Source organism: Clavibacter quasicaliforniensis (assembly GCF_051201715.1).
Lineage (GTDB): Bacteria > Actinomycetota > Actinomycetes > Actinomycetales > Microbacteriaceae > Clavibacter > Clavibacter seminis.
On the sequence record NZ_CP139624.1, the window covers coordinates 3,014,748 to 3,036,475 of the forward strand.

At 72.2% G+C, this 21,728-nt stretch carries 23 protein-coding genes, 1 tRNA gene and 1 riboswitch; of the genes, 9 read left to right on the top strand and 15 right to left on the bottom strand.

All coding sequences use genetic code 11. The annotated features are described in order from the left end of the window. Positions 1-121: 121 nt before the first annotated feature. Positions 122-490, top strand: coding sequence for a hypothetical protein (locus NL142_RS14340; RefSeq protein WP_435080245.1), 369 nt, complete (start codon positions 122-124; stop codon positions 488-490). Here the strand turns inward: NL142_RS14340 and NL142_RS14345 are convergent. Further along, entirely contained in the window at positions 487-1,113 is a 627-nt protein-coding gene (locus tag NL142_RS14345; protein WP_435080246.1) for a histidine phosphatase family protein, read from the bottom strand. The genes NL142_RS14340 and NL142_RS14345 overlap by 4 nt on opposite strands. Before the next feature lie 127 nt (positions 1,114-1,240). Between NL142_RS14345 and NL142_RS14350 the strand changes: the two genes are divergently transcribed. After that, a complete protein-coding gene (locus NL142_RS14350; RefSeq protein ID WP_435080247.1) occupies positions 1,241-2,185 on the top strand; it encodes a hypothetical protein in 945 nt (314 codons plus the stop codon). 30 nt (positions 2,186-2,215) lie between these two features. On the opposite strand, the gene NL142_RS14355 is transcribed toward NL142_RS14350, so the two are convergent. Continuing rightward, the gene (locus NL142_RS14355; RefSeq protein ID WP_435080248.1) at positions 2,216-2,638 is read right to left on the bottom strand and encodes a GNAT family N-acetyltransferase; all 423 of its coding nucleotides are present in this window, start codon (positions 2,636-2,638) and stop codon (positions 2,216-2,218) included. Between the two features lie 99 nt (positions 2,639-2,737). On the opposite strand from NL142_RS14355, the gene NL142_RS14360 reads away from it, so the two are divergent. The 3 genes from NL142_RS14360 (at position 2,738) to NL142_RS14370 (ending at position 5,958) form a co-directional block, all read left to right on the top strand. Beyond that, positions 2,738-3,832, top strand: coding sequence for an ice-binding family protein (locus tag NL142_RS14360; protein WP_435080249.1), 1,095 nt, complete (start codon positions 2,738-2,740; stop codon positions 3,830-3,832). A 168-nt stretch (positions 3,833-4,000) separates the two neighbouring features. After that, positions 4,001-4,963, top strand: a complete 963-nt coding sequence (locus NL142_RS14365) for a carbohydrate ABC transporter permease (protein WP_435080250.1) — start codon at positions 4,001-4,003, stop codon at positions 4,961-4,963. Then, a complete protein-coding gene (locus NL142_RS14370) occupies positions 4,963-5,958 on the top strand; it encodes a carbohydrate ABC transporter permease (protein WP_435080251.1) in 996 nt (331 codons plus the stop codon). The genes NL142_RS14365 and NL142_RS14370 overlap by 1 nt, the downstream gene beginning before the upstream one ends. A gap of 27 nt (positions 5,959-5,985) precedes the next feature. Here NL142_RS14370 and NL142_RS14375 read toward each other — a convergent pair whose 3' ends face one another. The 11 genes from NL142_RS14375 to NL142_RS14425 form a co-directional block, all read right to left on the bottom strand. Beyond that, positions 5,986-6,309, bottom strand: coding sequence for a DMT family transporter (locus NL142_RS14375; RefSeq protein WP_194684359.1), 324 nt, complete (start codon positions 6,307-6,309; stop codon positions 5,986-5,988). Between the two features lie 9 nt (positions 6,310-6,318). Continuing rightward, a riboswitch (guanidine-III (ykkC-III) riboswitch) is annotated at positions 6,319-6,383 on the bottom strand. 51 nt (positions 6,384-6,434) lie between these two features. After that, entirely contained in the window at positions 6,435-7,793 is a 1,359-nt protein-coding gene (locus tag NL142_RS14380; protein WP_435080252.1) for an ABC transporter substrate-binding protein, read from the bottom strand. Positions 7,794-7,896: 103 nt separating this feature from the next. Then, a complete protein-coding gene (locus NL142_RS14385; RefSeq protein WP_435080253.1) occupies positions 7,897-8,808 on the bottom strand; it encodes an alpha/beta hydrolase fold domain-containing protein in 912 nt (303 codons plus the stop codon). 12 nt (positions 8,809-8,820) lie between these two features. Continuing rightward, complete coding sequence (gene glpX / locus NL142_RS14390) at positions 8,821-9,807, bottom strand: class II fructose-bisphosphatase (RefSeq protein WP_435080254.1); 987 nt, start codon at positions 9,805-9,807, stop codon at positions 8,821-8,823. 58 nt (positions 9,808-9,865) lie between these two features. Continuing rightward, complete coding sequence (locus NL142_RS14395) at positions 9,866-10,999, bottom strand: AI-2E family transporter (RefSeq protein ID WP_435080255.1); 1,134 nt, start codon at positions 10,997-10,999, stop codon at positions 9,866-9,868. A gap of 186 nt (positions 11,000-11,185) precedes the next feature. Beyond that, positions 11,186-12,694, bottom strand: a complete 1,509-nt coding sequence (locus NL142_RS14400; protein ID WP_435080256.1) for an ABC-2 family transporter permease — start codon at positions 12,692-12,694, stop codon at positions 11,186-11,188. Continuing rightward, positions 12,691-13,329, bottom strand: a complete 639-nt coding sequence (locus NL142_RS14405; RefSeq protein ID WP_435080257.1) for an ABC transporter ATP-binding protein — start codon at positions 13,327-13,329, stop codon at positions 12,691-12,693. Before NL142_RS14405 ends, NL142_RS14400 begins: the two co-directional genes overlap by 4 nt. 182 nt (positions 13,330-13,511) lie before the next feature. Beyond that, a complete protein-coding gene (locus NL142_RS14410) occupies positions 13,512-14,201 on the bottom strand; it encodes a M48 family metalloprotease (protein WP_435080258.1) in 690 nt (229 codons plus the stop codon). 243 nt (positions 14,202-14,444) lie between these two features. After that, the gene (locus NL142_RS14415; RefSeq protein WP_194684352.1) at positions 14,445-14,855 is read right to left on the bottom strand and encodes a BlaI/MecI/CopY family transcriptional regulator; all 411 of its coding nucleotides are present in this window, start codon (positions 14,853-14,855) and stop codon (positions 14,445-14,447) included. Between the two features lie 45 nt (positions 14,856-14,900). Next, complete coding sequence (locus NL142_RS14420; protein WP_435080259.1) at positions 14,901-15,641, bottom strand: ABC transporter ATP-binding protein; 741 nt, start codon at positions 15,639-15,641, stop codon at positions 14,901-14,903. Continuing rightward, positions 15,638-16,735 (bottom strand): ABC transporter permease, encoded by a 1,098-nt coding sequence (locus NL142_RS14425; protein WP_435080260.1) that lies wholly within the window; start codon positions 16,733-16,735, stop codon positions 15,638-15,640. Before NL142_RS14425 ends, NL142_RS14420 begins: the two co-directional genes overlap by 4 nt. A gap of 149 nt (positions 16,736-16,884) precedes the next feature. Here NL142_RS14425 and NL142_RS14430 point away from each other — a divergent pair, with 149 nt between their 5' ends. The 3 genes from NL142_RS14430 (at position 16,885) to NL142_RS14440 (ending at position 19,930) form a co-directional block, all read left to right on the top strand. Continuing rightward, positions 16,885-18,063 (top strand): sensor histidine kinase, encoded by a 1,179-nt coding sequence (locus tag NL142_RS14430; protein WP_435080261.1) that lies wholly within the window; start codon positions 16,885-16,887, stop codon positions 18,061-18,063. Beyond that, positions 18,060-18,680 (top strand): response regulator, encoded by a 621-nt coding sequence (locus tag NL142_RS14435; RefSeq protein ID WP_012039429.1) that lies wholly within the window; start codon positions 18,060-18,062, stop codon positions 18,678-18,680. Before NL142_RS14430 ends, NL142_RS14435 begins: the two co-directional genes overlap by 4 nt. A gap of 323 nt (positions 18,681-19,003) precedes the next feature. Then, a complete protein-coding gene (locus tag NL142_RS14440) occupies positions 19,004-19,930 on the top strand; it encodes a DUF4365 domain-containing protein (protein ID WP_435080262.1) in 927 nt (308 codons plus the stop codon). 240 nt (positions 19,931-20,170) lie between these two features. Here the strand turns inward: NL142_RS14440 and NL142_RS14445 are convergent. Together NL142_RS14445 and NL142_RS14450 are read right to left on the bottom strand one after the other, a co-directional pair. Then, positions 20,171-20,260: transfer RNA gene (locus NL142_RS14445), tRNA-Ser, on the bottom strand. A 56-nt stretch (positions 20,261-20,316) separates the two neighbouring features. Then, positions 20,317-20,898, bottom strand: a complete 582-nt coding sequence (locus tag NL142_RS14450; RefSeq protein ID WP_435080263.1) for a hypothetical protein — start codon at positions 20,896-20,898, stop codon at positions 20,317-20,319. A 168-nt stretch (positions 20,899-21,066) separates the two neighbouring features. Between NL142_RS14450 and NL142_RS14455 the strand changes: the two genes are divergently transcribed. Continuing rightward, positions 21,067-21,708: an HAD family hydrolase gene (locus NL142_RS14455; RefSeq protein WP_435080264.1), complete on the top strand. Its 642-nt coding sequence runs from the start codon at positions 21,067-21,069 to the stop codon at positions 21,706-21,708. Positions 21,709-21,728: the final 20 nt, after the last annotated feature.

The window sequence follows — 21,728 nt, forward strand, 5'->3', positions numbered from 1 at the left end:
GGTCAGGCGTCCCGTCGCATGTCCGCGCGGCGCATCCGACTGGCGAGGTGGCCCGCTCCCGGTTACGGTGCGGCTGACCCCACGCACGAGCACGGCCGCACCGGCCGCACGAGGAGACACCGTGTCGACCGCACCCGAGCACGTCCCGACGGAGCGCCGCATCACGCGGCTGGCGATCGAGACCTCCGTCGCGATGGCCTGGAACGCCGAGGGCGCGATCCGCGGTCTGCCGCCGCTCGCGTGGCAGCTCGGGGGCCCGTGGGAGGGCGTGCACTTCTCGGGCGACGCCGACGCGTACGCGCCCGAGGCGCGGCGCGAGGTGATCGAGTCGTGGATCGCGGGGCTCGGCCTGGCCGACGCCATCGACCTCACCGACGGGCCGCTCGCCCGCCGCGGCGCGGACATGGTCTGGACGGGAGCCATCGACGAGGTCGTGTTCGAGCTCCGCTACCCGGCGGAGTGCGCGGATCCGACCGGCCCGGACGACTAGCCGGCGGGGGTGGCCGGCTCGCGCCACCTGGATCCGTCGCGCTCCAGCTCGATGAGCTGCCCGTTCGCCCACACCAGCGAGCGCGTGAGCGCGGGCGACCGGCCGAGCGCCGTGAGGTAGAGCACGCGCAGGAGGTAGCCGTGCGCGACCACGAGGGTGGTGCGCGGATCCGCCGCCACGTCGTCGAGGATCGCCTGCGCCCGCACCGCCGCCGCCGCCCACGTCTCGCCGCCGCCGGGCGCCGCGGGCTCGCCGTCCTCGCCCGTGAGCCAGGCCGCGAACGCCTCTCCGTGCACGGGTCCGCGCAGCTCGTCGCGCGTGATGCCCTCGAAGCCCCCGAAGTCCAGCTCCACCAGCTCGGGCCGCGGCTCGGGCACGACGCCCGGCGCGACGCCCTGCTCCTGCAGGATCCGCGCGGTGCTGCGGGCGCGCGCGAGCGTGCTCACGAGGATCCGCTCCACGCCCTCCCCGCGCAGCCGGGCCGCCAGCGGCGCGAGCTGCTCGGCCGCGTCGTCACCCACGTCGACGTCGGTGCGCGAGTCGTAGCGGTACTCCCGGTTCCAGGGCGTCTGCGCGTGACGGGTGAGGAGCAGGCGCGCGGGTGCCGCCGGGGGTGTCTGCATGGGTCCATCCAACCGGAGCGCGGGCGGGCCGGCCATGAGCGGATGGAGGACGCGCGCGCCTCGTTCTGGGGCGCGGCCGGGCGTCGATCGGGCCGGCGCCGCGGATCCGCGCTCGTAGGGTCGGAGCATGGCCAGCGGCGTGTGGGTGCGGATCCCGTCCCCCGGCACCCGGCAGCGGCTCCTCCTCACCTTCGGCTCGCTCGCGATCCTCTCCCTCTTCCTCTGGACGCCCGTCGGCGGGCTCACGCGGATCGTCGACGAGGCCGTCGGCCCGTCGCCGCTCATCCGGGTGGGCCTGCCGATCCTCCTGGCCCTCGCGGTGCTCGTCATCGCGTACCTGATCGTCGCGGAGCGCACGCAGCCGCCCGCGGTCGACGTCGCGCGCGGCATCCTCCGCATCGGGCGCAAGGAGTGGGGCTTCTCGGAGATCACCGGCGCGCGGATCGAGCTGACCGGCGGCGAGGGCGACGACACCCTGATCCTGCGCCTCTCGACGACCGGCGGCGAGAGCTGCAGCGTCGTCGTCTCCACGCGCGAGGGCGTGCGGCTGGCCGACGACGAGCGGGACGCGCTCCTCGCGGCGATCCGCGGATCCCGCATCGCGCCGCCCCGTTCGAAGGACGACCCGCACGGCCGCTTCGCCCACGTCGAGTTCCCCGGGCACCTGACGCTGGAGGACACCGCGGCGCTCGTCGACGGCAGCGGGACCGCCGACCCGACCGCAGCGCTCCCCGGGCGGGGGCTCGGGTCGGGCGCGCGCAACGTCCACCACGCTGGGACGACGCCCCGCATCCCGCGGCAGAGCACTCGTTCCCAGTACGTCATCGCCGGCTTCGCGATGCTCCTCGGACTCGGCGCGACCGTGCTCTCGGTGTTCCACCCGGACGCTCTCTTCGGCCGCCAGGGCATCCCGGTGATCGGCATCGCGATCGTCATGCTGCCGGGCGGGATCGCGTACGCGTTCGCCATCCGGCGCGATGCGCGACGGGCCCACGCACAGCGCGCGGCCGAGACCGCAGCGATGGACCCCGTGGATCCATCCGAGCCTGCCCGCCCCGCCGACGGGAGCTGACGACGAGCACGGCGCAGCCGGCGCGCCCCGTCACACCCGCAACGAGAACGCCGCCAGACCCTGCTCGCCGTGCGGCGCGAAGCCGAGCGAGCGGTAGAAGGGGTGCGAGCGGTCGCCGTCCTCGGTGCCGCCCGCGTCGGTGGTGAGCACGAGGAGAACGCCCGCCGGCTGTCCCGCGCGCACGTGCTCGACGAGCGCGCGCCCGACGCCGCCGCGCTGCACGTCGGGCCGCACGAGGAGGTCCTGCACGTAGCAGATGGTCGCGCCGTCGCCCACGGTGCGCACCAGGCCGACGAGCAGGCCTCCGGCGTCGCGCGCGGTGGCGACGAGGTCGGATCCGGCGAGCGCCCGCTCGAGCCGCTCCGGGTCGCGCGTGTGGACGCTCCAGCCGACGGATCCGTAGAGGTCGAGCAGCTCGTCGCGGGCGGGGATCTCGTCGGCGAGGAGGGTCACCCCCACACCGTAACCGCCTGTGGACTCGGCGCACGCGCGATGACCGCCCCTCGATACGGTCGCGGTTCCGCCCGCCAACCCTTCCGACGAGAGCTGTCCATGCACCAGTCGCGCCACGCCTGCACGTCCTCATCCCGTCGGAGCCGATCCGGATCCCTCGCCCTCGCCTCGTTGGCCGTCGCGGCCGTCGCCGCCTCCGGCCTCGGCGCCGCCCTCCTAGCCCCCGCGAGCGCGTTCGCCGCCACCGCCACCGTCGGCCTCGGCACCGCCGCCTCGTACTCGGTGCTCGCCGGCCAGGGCGTCACCAACACCGGCCCCAGCACGCTGGCGGCGGATCTCGGCACCAGCCCGAACGCGGCCGTCTCGGGCTTCCCGCCCGGCGTCGTCGGCGGCGCCACGCACGCGGCCGACGCCGCGGCCGGCCAGGCCCAGTCCGACCTCACCACCGCGTACGACGACGCAGCCGGCCGCCCCACCACCGCCGCGGTGCCCGCCGACCTCGTCGGATCCACCCTCACGCCCGGCGTCTACACGGCGGGCGGCCCGCTCGCCAACACCGGCACCGTCACGCTCGACGCGCAGGGCGACCCGTCGGCCGTCTTCGTCATCCAGGCCCCGTCGACGCTCACCACGGGCTCGAGCAGCCGCGTGTCGCTCGTCAACGGCGCCGAGGCCTGCAACGTCTTCTGGCAGGTGTCGAGCTCCGCCACCCTGGGCACGAACTCGGGCTTCGCCGGCACGATCCTCGCGCTCACCTCCATCTCCGTCGGCACCGGCGCCACGGTCGACGGCCGCGCGCTCGCGCGCAACGGCGCCGTCACCCTCGACGACGACGCGTTCGTCGCCTCCACCTGCGGCACCTCCACGTCGCCCATCGGCTCCGGCAGCACGCCCGTCGTCACCCCGACGCCGGCGCCCTCGTCGACGCCGGCACCCACTCCCACCGGCGGATCCACCGGCGGCACGACGGGCGGCACCACCGGCGGATCCACGCCGACGCCGTCCCCCACGCCCACCTCCGGTAAGCCGACGTCCACCACGCCGCCCGGCGACGTGCCGCCGCCGTCCGGCCACCTCCCCCGCACCGGTGGCGACGGGGCGCGCCTCGCCCTAGAGCTCGGGCTCGGCGCCGCGGCGCTCGCAGCCGGTGTCGTCGCGGTGATCGCGGTGCGCATCCGCCGCCGCCGGCACTAGCCGCCGCACCGCCGCGCGCCGCGGCGCCCCGCACCATCCGACGCCCGTCCCCGCCTCGCGCGGGGGCGGGCGTCCGTCATGCGCACGGCCCGGACGCGGAGGAGGAGCCGGTCTAGGGTCGGCAGCAGGAGCGACGACGCTCCGTTCCACCAGTCGACGAGGACCACCATGACGACGACGAGCCGCCCTCTACGCAGCAGCAGCACCGCCGACCGGCCGCCCCGTCCCCGCCGCTCCCGCATGGCCCGCCGCGAGGCGATGGCCGGCTACCTCTTCATCAGCCCGTGGATCGTCGGCTTCCTCGTCTTCACGCTCGGCGCGATGGTCTACAGCCTCGTGGTGTCGTTCAGCGACTACAACCTCGCGACCGACGTGGCCACCCCGGTCGGCACCGAGAACTACGAGCGCCTGTTCTCGGATCCGCGCGTCGCCCTCTCGCTCGGCAACACCCTCTTCTACGCGATCCTCGCCGTGCCGTTCGAGGTGTGCCTGGCGCTCCTGCTCGCGATCCTCCTCGCCCGACTCGGCCGCGGCGCGGGCATCTTCCGCACCCTCTACTACCTGCCGAAGATGACCCCGACGGTCGCCACCGCGAGCGTCTTCCTGCTGCTGCTCAACGGCAACACGGGCGCGGTGAACCAGGGTCTCGAGGCGATCGGCATCGACGGCCCGCAGTGGCTCATCGACCCCGCGTGGGTGAAGCCGTCCATCGTGCTCATGACGCTGTGGGGCGTGAGCGGCACCATGGTGATCTTCCTGGCCGCCCTCAAGGACGTGCCGCGCGAGCTCTACGAGGTCTCGTCGCTCGACGGGGCCGGTCCCGTCCGGCAGTTCTTCGCCATCACCGTGCCCATGATCTCCGGCGCCATCTTCTTCAACGTCGTCGTGCTCACGATCGCCGCGCTGCAGGTCTTCGACCAGGCCTACCTGCTGTTCTGGCGGGACCAGACGAACGCGTCGCCCGACTCGTCGCTCTTCTACGGCGTGTACCTGTTCCAGCAGGCGTTCCGCTCGTTCGACTTCGGGTTCGCGGCCGCGATGGCGTGGCTGCTGTTCGTGATCGTGCTGCTGATCACGCTCGTGCAGGTCAAGCTGAGCAACCGGTTCGTCTACTACGAGGGGGACCGCTGATGGCCGTCACCGACCGCACGCCCGGCGCCGCCTCGACGCCGGAGGCCGTGCCCGCGGCCGCCTCCGGGGATCCGCGCCTCGCCGCCACCCTCACGCCGCTGCCGTCGCGGGATCGCCTGCCCGACCGCCGGGACCCCGACCGCGTCCGCCGCGTCCGTTCCCGCATCGGCCGCGCCCTCATCACCGCGCTGCTCGTGGGATTCGCGCTCCTGTTCCTCTACCCGTTCGCGTGGCTGCTCTCCGCGAGCCTCAAGCCGCGCGGCGAGGTGTTCGACAACTCCCTCTGGCCGCGCACCTTCACGCCGCAGAACTACGTCGAGGTGTGGGAGCAGCTGCCGCTCCTCGGCTGGATGGGCAACAGCCTCGCGATCGCGCTGCTGTCGGCCGCGCTCGTGTCGATCTCGAGCGCGCTCGTGGCGTTCGGCTTCGCGTACTTCCGGTTCCCGGGCCGGCGGATCCTGTTCGGCCTGGTGCTCGCGACGATGATGCTGCCGGGCGCCGTGACGATGGTGCCGCAGTTCCTCATCTGGAAGAACCTCGGGCTCATCGGCACGTGGATCCCGCTGTTCGGCATGAACCTGTTCGGCTCGGCCTTCTACATCTTCCTGCAGCGCCAGTTCTTCCTCGGGCTGCCGCGGGAGCTGTTCGAGGCGGCCCGGCTCGACGGCGCCAGCTACGTCGGGATGTTCCGGCGGATCGCGCTGCCGCTGTCGATCCCGTCGTTCGTCATCATCTTCATCTTCGAGTTCCAGGCCAGCTGGAACAACCTGCAGGCGTCGCTCATCTACCTCAACGCCGGCAGCGTCGAGGGCTTCACCGTGCCGCTCGGCCTCTCCTACGCGATGACCGCGTTCAGCCCCACGAACGGCGGGCAGGGCGACTACCAGCTCGTGATGGTGGCGGCGCTGCTCGTGACGCTGCCGATGCTGCTGCTCTTCGCGTTCGGCCAGCGCTACTTCGTGGAGGGCATCGCGACGCAGGGGCGCAAGGGCTGATCCGGGCGCTCGGCGACGGGCGCGGGATCAGTGCCCGGTGTCGACGACCTTGAGGCCCACCACGCAGCCGACGAGGCCGAGCAGCAGCAGGACCTTGACGACGCTCGCGGGCTCGGATCCGGTGACGATCGCGTAGGTCACCGTAAGCGCCGCGCCGATGCCGACCCACACGGCGTATGCGGTGCCCGTGCTGATCTCGCGCATCGCGTACGCGAGGCCGACCATGCTCAGCACGACGGTCACGCCGAAGACGATCGACGGCCCGAGCTTGGTGAACCCGGCGGACTTCCCGAGGGCGGTGGCCCAGACGGCCTCGAGCACCCCGGACACGATGAGGACGATCCACGACATGGCACTTCTCCTGGCCAGTCTTGTCGCGTTCCGGGTACTGATCCCTCGTCCGGGAGCGCGGGAAGGCGCCCGACCACCACGGTAGCCGGGCGCCCTGGTCACCCCATGTGCACGTCAGCGGTGGATCAGCGCGCCGCCTGCTCGTAGGCCCGCATGGCCGCGGTCTGCGCGTCGGCGAGCGCCTGCTCGGGCGTCTTGTCGCCGAGGAGCGTCGAGGCGACCGCGTTCTGGAGCTCGCTCTGGATCTGCTGCCCCGCCGGGGATCCGCCGATCGACCGGCCCTCCGCCACCACGTCGTAGAACGTCGCGATGGCCTGATCGATGCCGTCGTCGCCGCTCGGCACGACGTGGGCGTCGCGGATGGCCTGGTCGGCGGCCGGGGATCCCGTGAACAGGCCCGTGTTGATGCCGCCGTTCTCCGTCACGGTCGCGGCGCGCACGTCGCCCGCCGCCTCCCACGACTCCTGGCTGGTGAGGTCGATCATCCACGCGCACGCGGCGTCCTTGTTCGCGGCGCCCGCGGGGATCACGAACGCGGATCCGCCGGCCACCGCGAACGGCTCGCCGTCGCTGTCGCGGAAGGGCACGGCCGAGATGTCGATGTCGTCGCGATAGGGCGCGACCACGTTGAGGTACCACTGGGCGTCGATCTGAGCGCCGACCTGGTCCTTCACGAACTGGTTGCCGTCGCCGAAGGTGTCGAACGCGTCGCTGAAGCTCTTGCCCTTCGCGTAGCCGCCCTGCGCATCCGAGAGCTGCTTGAGGAACTCGAGGCCCGGCAGGTTGGCGTCGTCGTCGAGCGTGGGCTTCCCGTCGGCGTCGACGAGCTGGCCGCCGAAGCCGAGCATCCAGAGGGCGGCCTGCGCGGTGGGCACGGCGTCGAGGCCGAGCACCGCGGGGTCGCCGCCCGACTCCCGGTAGACCTTCCCGACCGCGTCGAGCAGCTGGTCCGGCTTCGAGGTGTCGAACTGGTCGCCCGAGACGCCGGCCGCGGAGAGCACGCGCTCGTTGAGGAGGATCGCCGGCGGCTGGAAGAACTGCGGCACCGCCCAGATCGCGTCGTCGTACCGGATGTCGTTCGTGACGGACTCGTAGAAGCGCTCCGCGGGATCCACGTCGTGGGCGGAGTAGCACTGGTCGAGCGAGAGGATCAGGTCCTGCGCCGCGTAGGTCGCCACGAACTGGCGGTCCATCTGCACCACGTCGGGCGTCTGGCCGCTCGCGACGCGGGTCGTGAACTTCTGCGCGTCGAACGCGGTCGAGTCGAGGTCGATCTCCACGCCTGAGAGCGCGTCGGCCGCGTGCGCGAGGCGGGCCTCGCCCACGTCGTCGGCGCCGTCGAAGGCCCAGGCCTTCAGGGTGCCGGTGGCCTCCGTGGTGAAGGAGGCGTCGGCCGCGCCGGTGCCGCCGGATCCGCATCCCGCGAGCAGCGTGGCCGTGGCGGCCGCCGCGACGACCGCCAGCGTCCTGTGTGTCCTGGTCATGGGGTACCTCCGAGAGCACGGCGGGCCTCGTCGCCCGCTCCTCGAACGTACGCCGCATCTCCCGCGGCGATCCGGGCGGCGGCGCCGGACGCGCGCGGCGGTGTCAGGACAGGAGCAGGTCCACCATCGCGTCGCGCGCGCGGGCGCCCTCGGGGATGGGCATGAGCGCGTACACGTGCAGGAGGTTCGGCTCCACGTGGATCCGCACCGGGTGCCCCACGGCCGCCGCCTTGCGCTCGAAGGCGCGCGCGTCGGCGAAGAGGATGTCGTGCGTGCCCGAGAACACCGTCACGCGGCCGAGGCCCGCGAGGGATCCGTGCATCGGGCTCACCCGCGGGTCCTCCACGGGAAGGTCGCCGCGCCACGACTCCACGGCGGCGCGCATGCCGTCGACCGCGAGCCACGGGTCGGTCGGCTGGATGCGGGCGATGAGCGGATCCGTGAACGACAGGTCGAGCGCGGGCGAGAGCAGCACCACGTCGCGCGGCGCGGGCACGCCGCGGTCGCGGAGCACCATCGCGGTCGACAGCGCGATCTGCCCGCCGGCCGAGTCGCCCATGAGCGTGACGGCGCCGGGACCGACCTCGGCGACGAGCGCCTCCGCGAGATCCGCCGTGCGCTCGACGACCTCGGCCGCCGTGGCCGACGGGACGAGCGGGTAGATGGGCACGGTGAACGTCGTGCCCGTGCGCCGGGCGAGCCCCGCGACGAGCCACCAGTGGAACGGGCTGATCTCGTGGGTCCAGCCGCCGCCGTGCGCGTACAGCGCCCGACGTCGGGACGCGGGACCCGTCGGGGCCACCTCGTACACGTGCCAGCCGCCCTGGATCCGGGCCGTCACGCGCACCCCGCGGAGGAGCGGCGGCGGCGCGAACGCGCCCGGCCGGACCACGCGCCGGTGCGCGCCGCCCATCGTGCGCGCGGGCGACGCGAACTCGCCCTGCCCGCCCACGAGGGCGATCACGGGCCGGGCAATGCGGGCCAGCAGGCTGCGGCGGGTGCGCGTTCCGGTCATGTCAGCGTCGGATCAGCTGGCGTGGCTGTACCACTTGGAGACCAGGTGGTCGGCCTCCACGCGGCGGATGGTGCCCGAGTGCGAGCGGAGGACGATGCTCGAGGTGCGGATCATGCCGCGGTGCCGGGTGACGCCCGCGACGAGCGCGCCGTCGGTGACGCCGGTGGCGACGAAGTAGGCGTTGTCGCCCGTGACGAGGTCGTCCTGGTCGAGGATCCGGTCGAGGTCGTGGCCCGCGTCGATCGCGCGCTGCCTCTCCGCGTCGTCCTTGGGCGCGAGGCGGGAGAGGAGCACGCCGCCGAGCGCCTTGATCGCGCACGCCGTGATGATGCCCTCGGGGGTGCCGCCGATGCCCACGCACATGTCGATGCGCGAGTCGGGGCGGGCCGCGTTGATGCCGCCCGCGACGTCGCCGTCGAGCAGGAGGCGGGTGGACGCGCCGGCCGCGCGGATCTGCGCGATGAGGTCCGCGTGCCGCGGCCGGTCGAGCACGGCGACCTGCATGTCCTCGACCGCGAGGCCCTTCGCGTCGGCCAGCGCGCGGATGTTGTCGCCGATGGGGCGGTCGAGGTCGACGACGCCGCGGCCCTCGGGTCCGGTGACGAGCTTGTCCATGTAGAAGACGGCCGACGGGTCGAACATGCTGCCGCGGTCGCTCACCGCGATCACCGAGAGGGCGTTCATGCGGCCGGCGGCGGTCAGGCTCGTGCCGTCGATGGGATCCACCGCGATGTCGCACGCGGGGCCGAAGCCGTTGCCGACGTGCTCGCCGTTGAAGAGCATCGGCGCCTCGTCCTTCTCGCCCTCGCCGATGACGACGAGGCCGTCGAAGGCGACGGTACCGAGGAACTTGCGCATCGCGTCGACCGCGGCGCCGTCCGCGGCGTTCTTGTCGCCCTTGCCGATGAAGGGGGCGGAGCGGATGGCGGCGGCCTCGGTGGCTCGGACGAGCTCCATCCCGAGGTTGCGATCCGGATTCGAGTAGTTCTCCTCGGTCATGTGGGGTCCTCCCGTAGAGACGTGCGCGGGCGGCTCCGTCGACTCCGCAGGTTCGTCCCTACGATCCTACGGCGGGGGTGCGGGCCTTCCAGCTGCCGCCCGCGATGTACCGCACCATCACGTTCAGCGTCGCGACGGCTGGCACCGCGAACAGGGCGCCGGCGACGCCGCCGACGTAGGAGCCCGCGGCCACGGACAGCACGACGGCGAGCGGATGCACGTGCACGGCGCCGCCCATCACGAGCGGCTGCAGCACGTGCGACTCGAGCAGGTGCACGCCGATGACGGCGACCAGCATGATCACCGCCTGCAGCGGCCCCACGAACACCAGCGCGATGACCACCGCGAACGCCCCCGACACGATGGCGCCGACCACCGGGATGAAGGACGCGAGGAACACGAGGACCGCGATGGGGACGGCGAGCGGCAGGCCGAGCAGCCACGCCGCGATGCCGATGCCGACCGCGTTGCCGGCCGCCACGAAGATCTGCACGCGCGTGAAGGCGGACAGCGTGCCCCAGCCCGCGCGGCCTGCGCCGTCGATGGCGGGGCGGGCGCGACGCGGGAAGACGGAGACGACGAAGCGCCAGATGCCGCGTCCGTCGATGAGCACGATGACGATGGTGAAGAAGGCGAGCAGCGCGCCCGTGACCAGGTGGCCGACGCCGAGCCCCGCGTCGAGCGCGCCGGTGAGGAGCGCCTCGCGGCTGTTCTCGAGGGCCTTGCCGACGGACGCGAGGAGCGCGTCGTAGTCGGACGGCACGACGTTGAATGGCGGCTGCGCGAGCAGGTCGCGCACGGACTCGAACCGCTCCATCGCCTCGCGCTGCAGGGTGGGGATGCCCGTGCGGATCTGCGTGATCAGCAGGAGCACGAGCCCGGAGATGACGACCGCGGTGCCGAGCAGCGTCGACGTGATGGCGACCCAGGCCGGCCACCGGCGCTTCCGCAGCGCACCCACGAGCGGCTCCAGCAGCGCGCAGACCAGGAGGCCGATGAGGAACGGGATGACCACCTCCTTGACCGCGATGAGGATCCACACGGCCGCCGCCACCGCGATGCCGATGACGAGCAGGCGCCACGACCACTCGGCCGCGAGGAGGACGCCCGGGGTGACGCCGCGCTGGGCGGCGCGGTCGGCGTGCGGCGCCGGCTCGGGCGCGCCCGGCGAGGGTGGGACGTCGTGGGACATTGCGGTGCTCCGATCTCGATGCGCGGGAGGCCGGCCCCTCGCTCGGAGGAGGGCCAGGCGCCCATCATGGCGGTGCGCGGTGGACGGCGGCCCGCGATGTCCCGCATGCGTGCGCATGAGGATCCTCGGTGCGGCTGTGCGGGATCCGTGCGCCGCCGCGGAACCTCGATCTGCGCGGCGGATCGATCACTTTGCGGCCGCCCGCTGGACCACGCGACCGAGGACGAGGCAGCTCACGACCGTGACCGCGATCATCACCGGGACGGCGAAGGCGATCTGGGACGCAGCGGTGAGGCCTCCCCACGACCACGGCGCCCACCGCCAGAACCGATCGGCGAGGACGCTCCCACCGATCAACAGGGCGACGAACGTGCCGATGATGCCAGCGGCTGTCGCGACGACCCGCCCCATGGCGATCGTCAGCACGAGCTGCACGCAGGTCCACATGACGCCGGTCAGCACGCACATCACCGCGAGCACCTGCACACGTGTCGAATCGACCCCCACGGCGCCGAGCAGCAGGAGCGGCAGGACGACGGAGCACGAGCTGACGAACGCCACGACGGTCGCTGCCGCGAGAGCGGGCCGGACGAGAGCGATGGGCCTCGTCGAGACCGCCCGCCATGCGGGTCGCAGCCGACCCCACACGATGAGCGGCACGACGAACGCCACCACGGGGACGACAGCCAGCGGCACCACCTGGAGCACGCGCGCCGGTGGCTGCCACCGCGTCATCAGGAGGATGGAGGCCGTCGCCACCAGCGGCACGATCCACAGGGGCGTCCGTCGCAAGGCCTCGAGGGTCGCCCGCGTGACGCTTCGTGAGGATGCCTCCCGTCCGGCGCGACGCGGGTGCCGACTGTCGGACGGCCGCGGCAGCGCGACGCCCGGAACATCGTCCTCCACGCGCCGCACGGCGACTGGGGAGGCGGCGCGATCCGCCCCTGGGGGGCCGACCTGGCGCCTGCGGACCATCATGACGAGCACAGCGAAGCCGAGGCACGCGAGCGACCAGGGGATGGGAGCGATCTGCGCCAGTGACGAAGCGGGTGGCAGCGTGATCCCGTTGGAGTGGGTCCCGAAGAGCGGGATCGTCGCCCGGACCGACCAGGCAGGGGGCACGGCGCATGCCCAAGGGGACTCCGCGGACAGTGCGCCGACGACGCACCACGCAGCCCCCATCCCCAGTGACGCCAGCAAGCCGAGGCGGCGCCCCACGCGCACGATCACCGCGGCGAGGCTCACCGATCCGGCCCACAGGGTCGCCACCACCGCGATGACGCGCACCCAGGGCAGCGTGGCGAGGTCCTCGTGCGTCGCTCCCACCGCCAATACGCCCACGACGGCGCCGATGGTCGTCATGAGGAGGAAGAGCGCCGCGATGATCAGCTTCGCCGCGTCCATCTGCCGCCCCGTCACCGGGCGCCACCATGTGCCACCGCCCCGGCTGGCGCGGTCACCCGAGAGGGACACCGCCACGACGAGCACGGCCAACATGGGCCCGACGAACACCGCCCACGGATTCAGCCACGCGAGGACGGGGATCCATCCGGGGGAGGTGGACGCTCCCGAGGACAGCAGGCCCAGCCCGATCCCGACCACAAGCCCGGCCCACGGGATCCGAGACGACACGTCACGGTGCCAGCGGACCCTCTCCGCACGCAGGACTCGCGTCATCGGCACGACGGCGTTCATCGTCGAGCGGCTGCGGTGAGACGGAAGTACTGGCGCTCGAGGTCGCCGTCGGGGGCGACGTCGTAGAGTGGCCCCTGGTGCACGAGGCGCCCTCCGACCATGACGCCCACGTCATCGGCGACAGCAGCGACCTCGGCGAGAACGTGGCTCGACAGGACCACCGTCCGACCGGAGTCCGCGATGCACCTGATGAGCCGGCGCGTGTCGGCTATTCCCTCCGGATCGAGGCCGTTCTGCGGCTCGTCCGCGATGACGAGCTCCGGCTCGCCCAGCAACGAGATCGCGAGCGCAAGCCGGCTCTTCATCCCCAGTGAGAAGTTCCGAACGGCCTTCCGACCCGCGGAGGCCAGCCCGACCAGATCGAGCGCCGTGTCCACGCCGCCGCCGTCCAGCCCCAGCAGATGCGCGTGGACCTGGAGGTTCTGCGCAGCGGAGAGGTGCTCGAACAGACTCGGTCCGTCCACGCTCGCGCCGAGCCGCCCGAGCGACTGCCGGCTCCAGGGCTGGCCGAAGAGATCGACGCCGCCGGCGGTGGGCTTCAGCAGCCCGAGGATCATCTTGATCGTCGTGCTCTTGCCCGCGCCGTTCGGGCCGAGCAGGCCATAGACGGTTCCGCGACGGACCGCCAGGTCCACGCCCTCGACCACCGCCGACCGCCCGAACCGCCGCGTGAGACCGCGGGTCTCGATGACGAGGTCCGGCGGTCCCTCCGTGCCTGACGCGTCTCGATCTACCTCGACTCCACCGGACATGCTCCCGCCTTCCTGGGCGGATCAGGTGCCGCCCGCAACTGCTACAGACCGTAGCAGTTGGTCGGTCAGAACAGGACGACGAAGATCAGGAGTGCGGCGTAGATGCCGACGCCCGCACCGATCCGATGGAGCATCGGCACGTCACGTACGGGAGTCGCGAGCGCCTGGATGCGCTTCTCGAGCACCCCTGCCTTCCCGACCATCCCGGCCACGCCGATCGGGCCACGACCTACCTGAGGGCCGTCCGCGCGAACTGCCGCCAGGAGCGCGCGGGCCACGCGGTGATCACCGACGCTGCGTCGCGCATCAGCGTCCGCCCATTCCTCGGTGGCCGCGATGAGGTCCTCCTGGATCGAGCGCGCCCCGGGGATCCACCACCAGGCACGGAGGGCGCAGGAGGTCACGAACCGGAGGAGGGGATGACGATGCCGCTGATGGCATTCCTCATGTGCGAGCACGACGTCGGCGTCGGGACCGTCGAGGACCGAGACGCTCGCGTGGATGCGGGGGGACAGGAGCCCCGAGACGCACGGCCCGGCCGCGTACCGCTCGGACAGTACGCGGACGCGACCGCGATGCCCCACCACCGCGCGTGCGAGTCGCCGCTGCGACGCCAGGAGCTCCACCACCCCGACGGCGAAGGACGCGCCGATGGATGCGAGGGGGACCACGGTGAGCAGCATCAGGAGGAATCCGGCCAGCGAGTGCAGGGCGTCCGATGGCGGGGCGTCCGATATCCCGTACGCGAGGGGCATGCGCCACGGGACCATGGAACGGAGGGGCGTGCTCGGATCGAACGGGACGAGCAGCGCCAGCAGAGGGGCGACGGAGACCGCCACCGCGACGTGCGCGCGGGTGCTCGGGGAAGCGCGCATCCCCGCAGTCCTGCGCCACAGCGACCACGCGCCTCGTGCCAGGAGCGGACCCCACACGGCGAGGACGACCTCCGGGTATCCGATCATCGCGATCTCCATGGTGGGGTCAGCGCCCGCCGAGGATCACGCGCTGTCCCGTCCGTCGGAACGATCGACGACCGCCTGCAACCGCGCGACGAGCTCATCGAACTCGGGGGAAGCGGGATCGATCTGATCGACGAAGCTGCTCACGGCCACGCTCCCGAATCCGGCGAGCAGGTCGCGGCTGGACCTCGACGCGGCCCGGCGGGTCATCTCCTCGCGCGTGGCCGCCGTCGAGTAGCGGAACGCCCGCCCGTCCTTGACCCGCGTGAGATGGCCTTTGTCCACCATGCGCTCCATCACGGTCTTCACCGTGGAGTACGCCTGGCCGCCCGGGAGCTCGTCGATGCAGTCCCCCACGGAGGAGTCGCCGATCCTCCAGAGCGCCTCGAGGATCTCGTATTCGAGAGGGCCGAAGCTCGCGGCGAGACCGCGGGCTCCGGACGACGTCATGCGACAGAAGGTAGCAGCAACCGTTGGTCGATGGATGCCGGCGGGTCATCGCGGCACTCTCGCCGGTCGATCGACTGAGCGGGACGCCCCGTCGTGATCGAGGCTGGCCTCCTCGACGCCCGCGATCCGCCCGTCCACCACCGTCACGAGCCGGTCGAGCGCGGCGCGGTGCACCAGGTCGTGGGTGACGAGCAGGGTCGCCGTGCCGCGCTGGTGGCTGAGCTGCGCGATGAGGTCCATGATCTCGGCGCCGCGCTCCTGGTCGAGCGCACTGGTGGGCTCGTCGACGAGGAGCACGGACGGGTCGTTCACGAGCGCGCGGGCGATGGCGACGCGCTGCCGTTGCCCGCCGGAGAGCTGGGCCGGGCGCTTGCCGGAGTGCGCGGCGAGGCCCACGGCGTCGAGCAGGGCGTCGGCCCGGCGACGGACGGCGGTCCGGTCCCGACGCCCGCCGCCGAGCTCCGCCATCACGAGCAGCTGCTCCCGCGCGGTGAGCGACGGCACGAGGTTCGACTGCTGGAACACGATCCCGATGCCGTCCCGCCGCAGCGCCGTCGCCTCCTTCTTGCTGAGGGTCGCGGCGTCGACGTCGCCGATGAGCACGCGCCCGGAGTCGGGGCGGATCAGCGTGGCGGCGACCGCGAGGATCGAGGACTTGCCGGAGCCCGACGGTCCGGTGATCCCGGTGACGACGCCCGCAGGTGCCGTGAGCGTGACGTGGTCGACCGCGGTGATGCGGGAGTCCCCGTCGGGGAAGGTGAGGGTGACGTCGTCGAGGTGGATCATCGGTTGCTCCCGAGTGCGGTGAGGGGGTCTGCGTGGGTGACGGTGCGGAGCGCGACGGCGGCGCCGGCGAGCCCGAGGACGGCCATGGCGGCCGCCGGCAGGAGGGTGGTGAGCGGGCTCAGCAGGAAGGGGATGGTGCCGCCGGCGAGCGCGCCGAGGCCGACGACCACGGCCATGCCGACGCCGATCCCGAGCACCAGGACGACGAGCGCCTGGCCGAGCGCGTCGCGGATCAGGGACGCGTCGGACGCGCCGAGCGCCTTCAGCACGGCGATGTCGCCCGCCCGCTGCATGGTCCACACGGTGAAGAAGGCGCCGACGACGAGGGCGGAGACGCCGAACAGCATCGCGATCATGAGCGCGAGGGATCCGATCTCCGACTTGAAGGTCTCGAGGGCGCCGAGGCTCGCGAGGGCGGGCGAGGCGGAGGTGCGGGTGGCGCTCGCGGCGGCGGACCAGTCGGGGGATCCGGAGACGGCGAGCACGGTCGCGTCGCCGTCGCCGCCGAGCCGCTCGTCGGCGTCCGCCCACGCGTTCGGCGTGAGCGCGACGACGGGCGTGTGGCTGTAGGAGGCGTCGCCGCCGATCGAGGCGACGTCGTAGGCGGCGCCCGCGATCGTGATCCGGTCGCCGACGGCCGCGTGGAGGGCGCGCGCCGCCTCGGACGACAGCCCGACCTCGTCGTCCGCGGTGGGCGCCAGGGCGGTGACCGTGGAGGCCGGCGCGCCGTGCGGGACGCCGAACAGGGCGACCGCGACGGCATCAGCGTCCGCGCCACCCGCCGCCCCCGCGCCCGTCGCCCGACCCTGCGCGATGCCGATGGGCGTCACGGTGGTGACCCCCGCGGTGCCGCGCCACGCCGCGACCGTGGCGTCGTCGAGCGAGGACTGGGAGAACGACGGCTGCCCGGAGTCCGGCTGCGCGAGCACGAGGCGATCCCCGGGGAGACCGAGCACGGCCGACACGTCCTGGGCGGCGAGCCCGCCGGTCAGGCCCGCGAGGAACCCCACGAGCAGGGTGATGAGGGCGACGACCGCGCCGATGAGCACGAACCTCCCCCGGGCGAATCGGAGATCACGCCAGGCGACGAACACGATGGATCCTTCCGGCGCCGAGGTCCCTCCCCACCGCCGTGATCAGCCTCGCCGTCGGGCTCCGCGCATCCATCGGGGAGAGGTTCGCTCCCTGCTTCCCACTTTCGATTGATCCGATCCCCCGCGCGCCGCCGTACGCTCCAGGGGACATGGCCCACAGCACCCTCTCCCCCGTGTTCGTGGGGCTCCGCACCGGACTGCACGTGCTCGTCGCGGGGCTGCTCGCGCTCGTGGTGGTGCGCGTGCTCGTCGCGGACTCGCCGCGCACGGCGACGGCGCTCGCGCTGGCCGCGGCGTTCGCGGTGCTCTACCTGCTCGGCGCCCGCGTGCGGCTCGTGCGCGAGTCCCGCCGGGCCGTGGTCGGCGCCGTCTGGATCACCGCGCTCACCGCCGCGTGGATCGCGCTCCTCGTGCTGGTGCCGGATGCGGCGTACCTCGTCTTCCCGCTCTTCTTCCTCTACCTGCACGCCCTGCCGCGCGCCGCCGGGCCGATCGCCGTCGTGGTCGCGACGCTCGTCGCGGTGGTGGCGCTCGGGCTGCACGGCGGCTTCACCATCGGCGGCGTGATCGGCCCGCTCGTCGGCGCGGGCGTCGCCCTGCTCATCGGCCTCGGCTACCGGGCGCTCGCGCGCGAATCGGCGGAGCGGGAGGCGCTCCTCGCGGAGCTCATCGCCACGCGCGACCTGCTCGCCGCGACCGAGCGGGAGCAGGGGGTGCTGACGGAGCGCGCGCGCCTCGCGCGGGAGATCCACGACACCGTCGCGCAGGGCCTCAGCAGCATCCAGATGCTGCTGCACGCGGCGGAGGCGGCCGACGGCGACCGGCCGGGCCTCGACCACATCCGCCTGGCGCGGGCGACCGCGGCCGACGGGCTCGCCGACACGCGCCGCTTCATCCGGGAGCTCGCGCCGCCCTCGCTCGACGCGGGGCTCGCCGCGGCGCTCGGCCGGCTGAGCGCGCAGTGGCACCGGGAGGGACTCCGCATCGACGTCGCCGTGCCACCGCTCGAGTCGCGGCTGCCGATGGACGTGCAGACGGCCCTGCTGCGCATCGCGCAGGGCGCGGTGGCGAACGTCGCGCAGCACGCCGACGCGAGCGTCGTGGAGATCGGCCTCGCGGTCACGGCGACGCACGCGACCCTCACGGTGCGCGACGACGGGGCGGGCTTCGACCCGGCGCGCGTCGGCGCCGACGCCGGCGCGTCCGACTCGTTCGGTCTGCGCGCCATGGCGCAGCGCGTGGAGCAGCTCGGCGGCACCCTCGACATCGACAGCGCGCCCGGCCGGGGCACCGCCATCACCGCGATCCTGGCGGTCGAGCAGCCGTGATCCGCATCGTCATCGCCGACGACCACCCCGTGGTCCGCGCCGGGCTCCACGCCGTGCTCGACGCCGCCGCCGACATCGACGTGATCGGGGAGGCGGCGACGCCTGCCGAGGCCGTCGCCCTCGCGGCGTCCGAGGATCCCGACCTCGTGCTGATGGACCTCCAGTTCGGCCAGGAGCGCACGGGCGCGGACGCGACCCGGCAGATCCGCGCCGCGGAGGCCGCGCCGTACGTGCTGATCCTCACCAACTACGACAGCGACGGCGACATCCTCAGCGCGGTCGAGGCGGGCGCGAGCGGCTACCTCCTCAAGGACGCGCCGCCGGCCGAGCTGCTCGCCGCGGTGCGCGCGGCCGCGGCCGGCGAGAGCGCGCTGGCGCCCGCGGTCGCGAGCCGCCTGCTCGCCCGGATGCGCGCCCCGCGCGTGAGCCTGTCGTCGCGCGAGATCGAGGTGCTCCGGCTCGTCGCCGACGGCGCGTCGAACACCGACGTGGCCGCGCGCCTGCACATCACGGACGCAACCGTGAAGTCGCACCTCGTGCACGTCTTCTCGAAGCTCGGCGTGAGCTCGCGCACGGGCGCGGTCGCGGCGGCGCGGGAGCTGGGGGTGCTGCGCTGACGCGCACTGTTGTCCAACTCGACAACTGCGGTTGGCGTTGGTCGGCATACCTTGCGCCTTCGCTGTGTGGCCATCCCCCCCCTACTTGCGGAGCCGATGGTGAAGTTTTTCCGTCAAACAGCACTTTGCGCATTTGAGGTGTCAATGTTGCGACCTGCACCCTTAAACAGCGCTCATGCAGCCCGATGACCCCGCAAGGGAACACGCAGGCTTGACGCGTTGTGCGCCAAATCGACAGAGAGTCGATACGCTCAAGCCAAGGCGGGATCCGAGCGACTAGCTCGATAGAGCTCCAACACACTGCCCTTACTTGAGGAGGCATCATGACTCGACTCGACAGCGAAGTTGTAGGCGACCTTGGCGTTAACGTCGTAGAGAAGCATATATTGAGGGAGGGTCACATCTTCCGTGAGCAAAGTAAATCCGATCATGGCATCGATGCTCACGTCGAATTCCGCGAGAAAACCAAAATGGTATCAGGCCGCCTAGTTGCCCTACAGATAAAATCTGGTGACGACATTTTTTATCATGCGGTCTCCGGCGAATGGAAGTATTATCCGCCTCAGGACAAGATCGACTATTGGCTCAGGCACGTACTTCCGGTTTATGTAGCATTTTACCATCCGGCCGCCGATACCGCTTACATAAAGTTAGTGACCGAAGAGGCGCTCGAAGCCACGAGATCAGATGGGCTCGCGCTAGTATTCCGGCCCGACGATGTACTAGATAAAAAAGCTATTGAACTCATGCAGGAAGAGTCGCATACTTCTGGCGTCCTATCCGGAGTCGAGTATCTTCGATTGAGCATGGCCGTGCGTCAGGATACACCTCTCTCCGAGACTCTTAATTTGGGAATTCAGCACTGGTTTGCAGACGGGACAGATCGGTGCCAAATGGTGCTACATCGCTCTGATGCAGAAATGATCACAACCGAGGTAGCTCGGTGGACCGTGTCCGTGCCCGAAACGCAGATAATTACTTTGATAAGATCACTGTTCCCGTGGGCCGATCTAAAGATAAACTTTGATAGCTACAGTCGGGAGGAGCGAGACGACTGGACGGATTTATTGCTTGAAACAGATACAGACCCAGAGGACTTGCCATTTGAAACCTGGCGGTCAACATTAGCCCCACTGCGGCCGTTTGCACGTGACGACGAAGTCACAAATTGGGAACTAGATCTCACTACCAATAGCCTGGGGAGATCCTGGCACGAAGTAGACTCTTTCCTACGCGAGTCTGGTTACTGATCCGCAAACACAGGACTATTAACCGCCGAATCGGCACGAAATTCATACTTGAAGGAACTAATCTGGTGACGTCGACTAGTTAGTTACTGCATAAAGCTAATCCACTCGTCCTTAAATCGAATGGACGATCTGCAGGCTCTCGATCTTCGCGATCGTCCCGCGCACGACGAAGGGCCCCGGTCTCCCGGGGCCCTTCGCGCGGATCGGCGGCTGCGCGCGAGGCGCGGTGCCGGATCCATCTGGCGGTGGCGGTGGGATTTGAACCCACGGTGGAGTCTCCCCCACACACGCTTTCGAGGCGTGCTCCTTAGGCCGCTCGGACACGCCACCGGGATCGAGTGTAGTACAGGGCGGCGCCGCGGCCGCACGGGGCGGGCGGCGGCGGATCAGCGCGCGGGCGCCAGCGCGCGCACGACCACGGGCGCCTCGACGCGCACCGGGACGGCGGCGATGCGGGCCGCGCGCGGGAGCGTCACGGGCGTCGACGCGTCGACCACGCGGATCCCCCGCACCTCCACCGCGGCCGGCACGGGCACCGCGATGAGGTCGCCTGCCGCGAGGTCGGCGGGAAGCCGGACGGCCTGGCCGCCGACCTCCGCGGGGCGCGCCGCGGCGGTGGACGCGCGGCCGATGAGCCGCGCCTCGGCCCAGGCGCAGGCGAGGCCGGCGACGTCCGCGTCGACGAGGAGGGCGCGCGGGGAGCCGTCGGTCGCGGGGGCGACGGCGAGGATCCGCAGCACGACCGCCGAGGCCGACGCCGTGCGCGACGCCCGCCCGCTGCTGCCCCGCTCGACCGCGGCCGCCGTGGTCGTGCAGGGCGTGCCGCGCTCTGCGGCGAGCGCGACGAGCGACACGTCGCCGACGCGCAGGTCGGTCGTGGTGGCGACGGTGCCGGCGGGCCAGAGGGTGGCGGCGAGCGGATCCGGGATGCTGCGGCGGAGCGACGGGAGGATCGCGGTGAGGGTCATGGCAGCAGGTCTACCCCCGCGGACGGCGGCGGGAGCCGGCCCTCACGGAAGCCGTGCGGCGGGGGCCGCGACCCTCACGGGATCCGCACGCCCGTGGACCCGGCGGGCGCCCCGGGCGCGCAGCGGGCATGCTCGAGGGATCCCATCCGCCCGTCCCGAAGGAGACCCGTGCCCGAGAACCGCGACCCCTCCCTGCCCTGGCTCCTCTTCGACATCGGCGGCGTGCTCATCACCCGGCCGGACGACATCGGCGCGATCAGCCGCGCGCTCGATCCCGATGCCCCGGGTGGCGAAGACGCGGAGGAGCGCGTCCGCGCGGCCTTCGACGCGCACCGCGAGGCGTACGACCGCGGCGGCAGCGCCCGGGAGTTCTGGGACGCCGTCGCCCGGGACGCAGACGCGCCCGTCCCCACGGACGACGACCTCGCGGAGCTCGTCGCGATCGAGCAGCGCCGCTGGGGATCCCCGGACGACCGGACGCTCGCCGCCCTGGATCGCGCCATCGCCGCCGGGTACCGGCTCGCGATCCTCTCCAACGCGCCGCACGAGCTCGCCGACGTGCTCGAGGACCCCGCGGGCTGGGGCGGGCGGTTCGAGGTCGTGCTGGTGAGCGCGCGGATCGGCATGGCCAAGCCCGACGCCGACGTCTGGCAGCACGCCGTCGAGCGCCTCGACAGCCCGGCCGAGCGGATCGTGTTCGTCGACGACAAGCCCGCGAACGTCGACGCGGCCCGCGCCGTTGGCATCCACGCCCACGTGTGGGAGGACCTCGGGACGCTCGACCGGATCCTCGCCGGCACGCTCGCCTGACGCGGCAGCGGGCCGAGCCC

What these genes read in the sequence shown, in the direction of transcription:
- NL142_RS14450 (WP_435080263.1), bottom strand. Translation starts at nt 20,898, where the DNA reads ATGACCCTCACCGCGATCCTCCCGTCGCTCCGCCGCAGCATCCCGGAT.
- NL142_RS14365 (WP_435080250.1), top strand. Translation starts at nt 4,001, where the DNA reads ATGACGACGACGAGCCGCCCTCTACGCAGCAGCAGCACCGCCGACCGG.
- NL142_RS14430 (WP_435080261.1), top strand. Translation starts at nt 16,885, where the DNA reads ATGGCCCACAGCACCCTCTCCCCCGTGTTCGTGGGGCTCCGCACCGGA.
- NL142_RS14420 (WP_435080259.1), bottom strand. Translation starts at nt 15,641, where the DNA reads ATGATCCACCTCGACGACGTCACCCTCACCTTCCCCGACGGGGACTCC.
- NL142_RS14395 (WP_435080255.1), bottom strand. Translation starts at nt 10,999, where the DNA reads ATGTCCCACGACGTCCCACCCTCGCCGGGCGCGCCCGAGCCGGCGCCG.
- NL142_RS14360 (WP_435080249.1), top strand. Translation starts at nt 2,738, where the DNA reads ATGCACCAGTCGCGCCACGCCTGCACGTCCTCATCCCGTCGGAGCCGA.
- NL142_RS14375 (WP_194684359.1), bottom strand. Translation starts at nt 6,309, where the DNA reads ATGTCGTGGATCGTCCTCATCGTGTCCGGGGTGCTCGAGGCCGTCTGG.
- NL142_RS14415 (WP_194684352.1), bottom strand. Translation starts at nt 14,855, where the DNA reads ATGACGTCGTCCGGAGCCCGCGGTCTCGCCGCGAGCTTCGGCCCTCTC.
- NL142_RS14400 (WP_435080256.1), bottom strand. Translation starts at nt 12,694, where the DNA reads ATGAACGCCGTCGTGCCGATGACGCGAGTCCTGCGTGCGGAGAGGGTC.
- glpX (WP_435080254.1), bottom strand. Translation starts at nt 9,807, where the DNA reads ATGACCGAGGAGAACTACTCGAATCCGGATCGCAACCTCGGGATGGAG.
- NL142_RS14370 (WP_435080251.1), top strand. Translation starts at nt 4,963, where the DNA reads ATGGCCGTCACCGACCGCACGCCCGGCGCCGCCTCGACGCCGGAGGCC.
- NL142_RS14385 (WP_435080253.1), bottom strand. Translation starts at nt 8,808, where the DNA reads ATGACCGGAACGCGCACCCGCCGCAGCCTGCTGGCCCGCATTGCCCGG.
- NL142_RS14410 (WP_435080258.1), bottom strand. Translation starts at nt 14,201, where the DNA reads ATGCCCCTCGCGTACGGGATATCGGACGCCCCGCCATCGGACGCCCTG.
- NL142_RS14380 (WP_435080252.1), bottom strand. Translation starts at nt 7,793, where the DNA reads ATGACCAGGACACACAGGACGCTGGCGGTCGTCGCGGCGGCCGCCACG.
- NL142_RS14350 (WP_435080247.1), top strand. Translation starts at nt 1,241, where the DNA reads ATGGCCAGCGGCGTGTGGGTGCGGATCCCGTCCCCCGGCACCCGGCAG.
- NL142_RS14345 (WP_435080246.1), bottom strand. Translation starts at nt 1,113, where the DNA reads ATGCAGACACCCCCGGCGGCACCCGCGCGCCTGCTCCTCACCCGTCAC.
- NL142_RS14440 (WP_435080262.1), top strand. Translation starts at nt 19,004, where the DNA reads ATGACTCGACTCGACAGCGAAGTTGTAGGCGACCTTGGCGTTAACGTC.